Annotated in this window: 6 protein-coding genes; 2 read left to right on the plus strand and 4 right to left on the minus strand. The window is 39.0% G+C overall.

The window, feature by feature from the left end:
* Positions 1-2 precede the first annotated feature (2 nt).
* Both fdrA and UQ64_RS01145 read right to left on the minus strand, forming a co-directional pair.
* Positions 3-1,550, minus strand: a complete 1,548-nt coding sequence (gene fdrA, locus UQ64_RS01140) for an acyl-CoA synthetase FdrA (RefSeq protein ID WP_060621719.1) — start codon at positions 1,548-1,550, stop codon at positions 3-5.
* 15 nt (positions 1,551-1,565) lie between these two features.
* On the minus strand, positions 1,566-2,432 hold the full coding sequence (locus UQ64_RS01145) for an oxamate carbamoyltransferase subunit AllH family protein (RefSeq protein WP_060621720.1): 867 nt from the start codon (positions 2,430-2,432) through the stop codon (positions 1,566-1,568).
* Positions 2,433-2,717: 285 nt separating this feature from the next.
* Here UQ64_RS01145 and UQ64_RS01150 point away from each other — a divergent pair, with 285 nt between their 5' ends.
* On the plus strand, positions 2,718-4,391 hold the full coding sequence (locus UQ64_RS01150; protein ID WP_245237818.1) for a PucR family transcriptional regulator: 1,674 nt from the start codon (positions 2,718-2,720) through the stop codon (positions 4,389-4,391).
* A gap of 161 nt (positions 4,392-4,552) precedes the next feature.
* Here the strand turns inward: UQ64_RS01150 and UQ64_RS01155 are convergent, their stop codons facing one another.
* Entirely contained in the window at positions 4,553-5,752 is a 1,200-nt protein-coding gene (locus tag UQ64_RS01155) for a CynX/NimT family MFS transporter (protein ID WP_060621722.1), read from the minus strand.
* 187 nt (positions 5,753-5,939) lie between these two features.
* The gene (locus UQ64_RS32500) at positions 5,940-6,068 is read right to left on the minus strand and encodes a hypothetical protein (protein WP_280818138.1); all 129 of its coding nucleotides are present in this window, start codon (positions 6,066-6,068) and stop codon (positions 5,940-5,942) included.
* Positions 6,069-6,220: 152 nt separating this feature from the next.
* Here UQ64_RS32500 and UQ64_RS01160 point away from each other — a divergent pair.
* Positions 6,221-6,967, plus strand: a 747-nt coding sequence (locus tag UQ64_RS01160; protein ID WP_167348446.1) for a transposase, incomplete at its 3' end; no start/stop codon positions are given.

Genomic DNA, 6,967 nt, shown 5'->3' on the forward strand with positions numbered 1-6,967 from the left:
GACTATTCTCCTTTCACAACGAATTCTCTTGCTAGTAGACCTGCGTTCTGACTGCTGCTAGCATGTGTAGCACCAGAAGCTAACAATTTATTAATTTGACCTTCAATATTTTGACTATCTAGCTCGGTTCCAAGAATGTATCCAATAATCTCCAGATGTCTTCCTTCCTCGTCTGCTGCTTGCTTCGCTTCGATAATCGCTGGAAGCATTGCGCCTACAGGATCTTCGTGTGCTCCGAAGCCTAGAACAAAGTCCATCACAATAACACCGACAGAAGGATCTTTCGCTTCTTGAATAAATCTTTCAATCCGAGTGGATGGATCTATCATTGGATGTGGCTTACCTTGTGTAAATTGGTCGTCTCCGAAGTCAATAAAAGTATGATCTTGGCTTACTCTAACATCTTTTAAGCGATATTCAGGATCTCTCTGAATGTTACTGTAGACATTATCGAATTTCTCCATAGCAATGTGCATCGCTTCATCACAGAGCGTACCGCCACTGAATAATCCACGGATATATTTTTGCTGAGGATTTAACTTCGCACGCACTTCTTCAATAAGCGGAAGATTTAAGGCACGTTTGTTAAGCTTCGATTCGTCTGCTCCAGCTAAAAGTACCGCTTTAAGTGCCGCTTCTTTTGACATTTTTGCAAAATGACCGCCAGCTTGGGTGACCTTTTCTTCATTCCCACCCACAAACCAAACCACAACTGGTTTCTTACATTGTTTAATTTGTGCAAGTACTTTCTCTTCTACACTTGGTGCTGGTGGTTTAGATACGAGAACAATAACCTTTGTTGCATCGTCCTCTTCTAACGCTTTAATTCCGGCCAGCATCATAATGCCGCCAACCTCTTCACTTAGATCTCTGCCGCCTGTACCGATCAACTGTGTGATTCCACCGCCAAATTCATGAATACGAACCGTTACCTCTTGGCTGCCTGTTCCTGATGCGCCAACGATCCCAATATTGCCTTTTCTCACGGCATTCGCAAAGCACAAAGCGACATTACCAATAATCGCAGTACCACAGTCTGGCCCCATCATTAGCAAGCCTTTTTCTTGTGCTAAAGTCTTTAATTGAATTTCATCTTCAATACTTACATTGTCGCTAAACAGCATGACATGAAGATTATTTTCGAGAGCTTTTCTTGCTTCTCTAGGAGCATAACTCCCATTTACGGCAATAATCGCTAAGTTAGCTTCAGGAGTACCGTGTACAGCTGAGGTAATGGTTGAATATTTAACCTCACTCTTTCCTTTAGAGGAATCTTTCTTTTTCGTTAACAATTCATTGATGCTTTCGAAAGCGTCCTCACACAGCTCTTCAGAGGCAGCCTTCACAATAATCACTAAGTCACTTGTTTTGGCACTTTCTACTTCAGGTGTCATCAAGCCCACATTTCTAATGACCTCTTTATTCATTTCAGTACCCATTGCAATAATGGCTTGTTCTACGATTTCGATCTGATTCGCTTTGGTTGAGAGTGACATCAAAGATACGGAATCGATATAAGTGTTTGGTTTTACTAAAACTTGAACAGTCATACTTGTACCTCCCATTTACTTGTTCATTTCCAGCCCTGCAACAATTCCTAGGGCTATATCTGTACCCGAAGTGGATCCTATAGCCAGTACCCTATCTAAAGCCAATAACAATTCCTCTTCGCTACCTCTAAATAAAGCCTCCATTAAGTCACTAATGGACTCTCTTACCTGGCCAACTGCTGCTTTAGCTAATGCCATATAGCTGATTTCATTGGTTAAGGCCTTCGCATGTAAAACGACTTCTTCACAAAACGATTGGTGTAAAAAGGATCGATTATTCTCGATGTTGAAGACGGTAAACAATCCCACTAAGAAATCATCACCGGCTGGCGTTAAGCCTGGTCCAAGGCCTATGAGCGAAGTTGCATGTGTGATTGCAGTAGAGATTCGCTTGTTTTGCAATTCCGATACAAGTAACTGCGTCCGTTCATGAAGCATTCTAGACATTTCATCGTCAAAAGGATTGCCGCTCTTGAAAGCCCTTTCAATTCTGCTGTTATTTCCGTGAAGATTGATATATTGCTTCATAGTAGATACATTCATTATTAAGACATCAGCTTCTGAAGGATATTTAGGCAGTTCACAATTCCAATTCTTAACACCATTCATTGTGATAGACATCTTATTAGCAATCAATAGAACGGGATGATCCGAGCTTACAACATCATTCACCCAAATATCTGTTTCTTCGAAGTGATCTAAGTCAATGATAAGTGTATTAGGAGCATTATCGATTCCCTTACACGCAAGAGTATACAAATCTCCACGATCCAAACATTGAATATTGATTGTGCGATTAAACGTGCTATGAACAAAACCATGAAACTTATGATGAATGATTCGTTGAATAAAATCGCCATCACCGGATTTTGCAAATCTCACTAGAGTCACCTCTGTTTTAATTCCTTATATTTTCAAAAAGGTGATTGACCTCCTTTTCACTTCAACAGATGGATGAATGCATTGAATAATATGATTTGGTTACATCGTACAAAGGCAACTATTAGCGTAACTACCTTACGCACTTAATATATAATATACTGGTAGGGATCGTCATCGTTTAAGCGAACCAAAAAGAGTGCATCCTATTTGTGCATGTTATACAATCGAATGTGTTAAAAGTGTGTCTGAGGAGCGTGCCAAAAATTGCTAACCGTTAAAGACCTAATGAAGATCAAGGCTATAGAGGGAATAAAGATTGTGGCTGGAGAACAAGGAATTGATAAATCCATATCTATCGTTAACATTATTGAGAATCCCGATGCCTTTGACTGGCTTTCACCTAACGAACTACTCTTATCCACAGGCTATATCTTCAAAAATAACGCAGAATTACAAAATCGAATGATTAAGGAACTTGCCGAGCTTAACTGTTCAGGATTGGTTGTAAAAATGAAACGGTACTTTGACAAGCTTCCTCAGAACATGATTGATGAAGCCAATAAGTATGGGTTACCCCTTCTAGAACTGCCTTTTGAATATACACTTTCTAACGTGATCTCGATCATTAATGAGAAGGTTTCCGGAAGATATGATTTGCTCAATAGAAAAACTTTAGATATACATAACTTGTTCTTCAAAATTACACTTGAAGGCGGCGGTATTGCCAAAATAACTTCCATGTTATCCGAAACGATTAGTAATCCTATTATTATCGTAGACAAGGATTGGCGATTACTGCATCACACAGAACATGCGAAGAATAACAGTCCTCTCGAGTATTATCTTGATTTTTTAAATCGACAGCCTGTTTTTAATAAAGCGTTCATCGATACCATTCCTACCAATCTAAATGAAATGAAAAAATCTATTAAGAGGACCTATCATTCAGAAGGTGCGGAAATAAAATGTCGAGTGATTCCTGTCGCTGCTTCTAACTATATTTATGGCTACATTGTGATTTGGCAGACGGTGCAAGAGCTATCTGAATTTGATTACATTATCTTGCAGCAGGCCTCCACCATCATGGCACTCGAACTGATCAAAGCAAAGGAAATTAGCGAACTTGAAATAAGAATTAAGCAAGACTCCATCGATGATTTACTTTCGGGGAAAATATCATCCCATGAAGCGCTGCGAACCTTATGTTATTTACATGGACTAAACCCTAGCTATATGTATTACAGTATGGTGATAAATATTGAAATGAATGAGGCAGATAAGTTTGAAGATATGATTATTGGAAAGTACAAAATGGAGTCCATTGCAAAAAAATGTGTAGATATCATTTATGAGCTGTCGCATCAAGCGATTGGAGAAATCAAGTGCTTTTATAGAAATAATAGAGTCATCATTCTAGTAGGACAAAATGAAGAAAGACCTCCTGTTTCAATTAGTGATGCCAAGCTATATGCAAATGAACTGCTTGAGGTACTTATTCAAAGAACGAAGGAAACGCTCTTAATAGGCATTGGTCAGCAATACAGTACAATCAGCGCGCTGCATAATAGCTTTTCTGAGGCGAACGAAATGATTAAATTGATGCAACAAAAAAACCTTCAAAACAAGGTCTCACATTTCGAAGATTATTCGGTTTACCACCTGTTGGAAGCCAATATCAAAGTCGTTGCCTTAGAAGAATTTTTCCGGAAGTGTCTAGGTAAAGTGTTTGATCATGATCAATTACATGGTACAAGTTATATGTTAACTTTGGAAAATTACTTTATTAACAATCTGAATGTCACCGAAACTTCAAAGGCTATGTTTTTACACAGAAACACACTTATCTATCGCATCGAGAAAATAAAGGAAATCCTAAATCTGGACTTAAAACATTCTGAAGAACTACTACGAATTCAAATAGCGCTAAAGATATTTAGTATTTTAAATAAAACGATTTAAGCATAAACGCCTTCGGCGTCCTTATTAGGACGATAAGCGTTTATGCGAGAAATATAAGACATAAAGTAGGGTGTAAAACTTATACTTTCTTATATTTTAAAAAACTCCCCATACAGCAGCAGGGTTCATTATTACACCTGTCTACTACATGGGGAGTCTTTTTATACATACTTATCTCGGCCAGACAACATTCCAAACGTCATCATGAGTCCAGAAATAACGATCAGTGTGATCAGTGGAATCGTCCACACTTGGGTCATATCGTATAAATACCCGATCAATATAGGTCCTATGGCTGCAAGCATGTATCCCGTGGATTGAGCCATTCCAGATAATTCTGCAGCTTGATTTCCATTTCGGGCACGAATTCCGATATAACTTAGCGCCAGTGGGAAATTCCCTCCCAAAGCGATACCAATCAAGATAATACTTAGGATCATTATTGGGTAAGATGAGCCCATCCATAGTCCACCATAACCAACTATAGAGCACATGCCTAATGCAAATGCAATCCACACTTGAGAGCGTAGTCGTCCAGCCAGAATAGGAACAAGAAAACTAGCAGGTACGCCTACAATTTGTGTAAAGGATAGTAACCATCCTGCTGTACCTCTACTTATGCCATAGTTATATAAAATTTCAGGCAACCAGGACATCGTTATATAAAATAATGAAGACTGAAACCCCATGAATAGGGCTATTTTCCAAGCGAGTGGTGAACGCCAGATTTGTTTAGCACTGATCCTTACACTTTTTACTGCATGATCTTTGGCTGGATTTAATCTAATTAGAAGGATCCATACCACGATCGCTATGATAGTCGGAATTCCCCATACAATTAAAGCTCCGTCCCACCCAAGCTTCAGATCATGAGCTAGAGGAATACTAATACCTGATGCTAACGATGCAAATAATCCCATTGAAGTGGAATAAATACTTGTCATTAGACCGAACTTTTGTGGGAATTCCTCCTTCACAACTACCGGTAATAGAACATTCCCAATGGCTATACCTACTCCCACCAATAACGTTCCAAAGAAAATAAAGAACGTCATTGAAATAGAACGGATGCAAATACCGATCAAAAGAACAACCAAACCTAACAATAGTGTCTTCTCGTTGGATAAACGAGCAGCGATTCTAGGAACGAGAGACGACATAACAGCAAAGGATATCAAAGGTATACTCATTAATAGACCTGCACTCCAATGTGCAAGCCCTACATCCTCTTGAATAATTCCCACTAGTGGACCAACAGATGTAATAGCGGGCCGTAAATTAAAGGCTACCAGAACAATCCCCGTAATGAGTAAAATAATATATAACGAATTCTTGTTGTCTTGTGTCTGTGATGATTGCAAAAACTAAATCTCCCCTCAAGTAATCAAAGCTACGCAAATGATCTTCAGAATGTAGCATTAGTTATAACATATAAGAAAGTAGTTTAAAAGTATAAAGTAGCAAAAGAGGTACCCGTTTCGCGAGGCCACTGAAAAAGTCCCAATACTAATTTCTCTGTAGACTATACATCCAAGGTGTCAGTTGTAACTACGGGGAATATTTGGACTTCCGGCCGCTGTTGTCTCCAGATTTCTTGAATTGTACCGCTGTTCGCGGATGAAATCCGGAGACAAAGGCGGTCGCTTTCGCTCCTACAGTTCCAAATTTCCCCTTCATTACATTCCTCTAATGTTTTTGAATTCAAATTACACAAACCCCTTTTAGTAAGCCCTGAAAACTTCATTACAGGACACCCCTCCTCGATCTTTCGAGGAAGGGTGTCCTATTTTGCTGTATAATAATTATATTAATTCTAGGTGGTGACTCGGATGATTTCAAACCAACAATCCCTTAACCTCAGTCCATTTATGGCTATTTACGATATCGTCGTACCTAAGGATAATATGCTACGACAAATAAATGACCTCGTAGATTTTTCTTTTGTCCATGAAGAATTACAGAGTAAATATTGCCTAGATAATGGTCGCAATGCCGTGCCTCCCATCCGAATGTTTAAGTATTTATTACTAAAATCGATCTTCGATTTGTCCGATGTGGATGTCGTAGAACGTTCTAAATATGATATGTCCCTTAAATACTTCTTAGATATGGCGCCAGAAGACGAGGTCATCAACCCTAGTTCACTCACGAAGTTTCGTAAACTTCGATTGAAGGATGTGAACCTGCTCGACATGCTGATTCAAAAAACGGTAGAAATTGCATTAGAAAAAGAAATCATTAAAAGCCGCGCAATCATTGTGGATGCTACCCATACGAAATCAAGATTCAATCAGCAGTCACCCAAAGAGATATTGATGGAGAAGTCTAAGCTGTTGCGCAAGGCCGTTTATCAAATCAATGAAAACATGAAAGATAAATTCCCGCCAAAAACAACGACAAACGAATTAGTGGATGAACTGGACTATTGCCAAAAAGTAATTGACGCCGTGGAAAAAGAAGAAAGTATCCGCGAATATCCAAAGGTAAAGGAAAAGTTGAACTACTTAAAGGAAATCGTAGAAGATCACGTGGAGCACCTTCAATTTTCTAATGATCCAGATGCACGTGTGGGTCAC

This window comes from Paenibacillus etheri (assembly GCF_001012825.1).
In the GTDB taxonomy this organism is placed as follows: Bacteria; Bacillota; Bacilli; order Paenibacillales; family Paenibacillaceae; genus Paenibacillus_AQ; species Paenibacillus_AQ etheri.